Annotated in this window: 1 protein-coding gene; it reads right to left on the reverse strand. The window is 40.8% G+C overall.

Features of this window, described 5'->3' with window-relative positions; all coding sequences use genetic code 11:
• On the reverse strand, positions 1–265 hold a 265-nt coding region (locus SAZ04_RS22260), incomplete at both ends, for an alkaline phosphatase family protein (RefSeq protein ID WP_332699812.1).

Genomic DNA, 265 nt, shown 5'->3' on the forward strand with positions numbered 1-265 from the left:
CCACCTTTTTCCTCGATTAAATCAACGATTTTCCCTAAGCACTCATCCACTGCTTCAATCGCTTTAATCGTTGGCTCCACTTTCCCTGAATGACCAACCATGTCCGGGTTAGCAAAGTTTAAGATAATCATGTCATGCTTATCAGCTCGTATCTCGTTTAGAAGAGCGTCAGTCACTTCATAAGCACTCATTTCAGGCTTTAAGTCATAAGTAGCCACTTTAGGTGAATTAATCAAAATGCGTTCTTCTCCTGGGAATTCTTCTT

Origin of the sequence: Halalkalibacter lacteus (genome assembly GCF_036663595.1) — a bacterium.
GTDB classification, from domain to species: domain Bacteria; phylum Bacillota; class Bacilli; order Bacillales; family Bacillaceae_D; genus Halalkalibacter; species Halalkalibacter lacteus.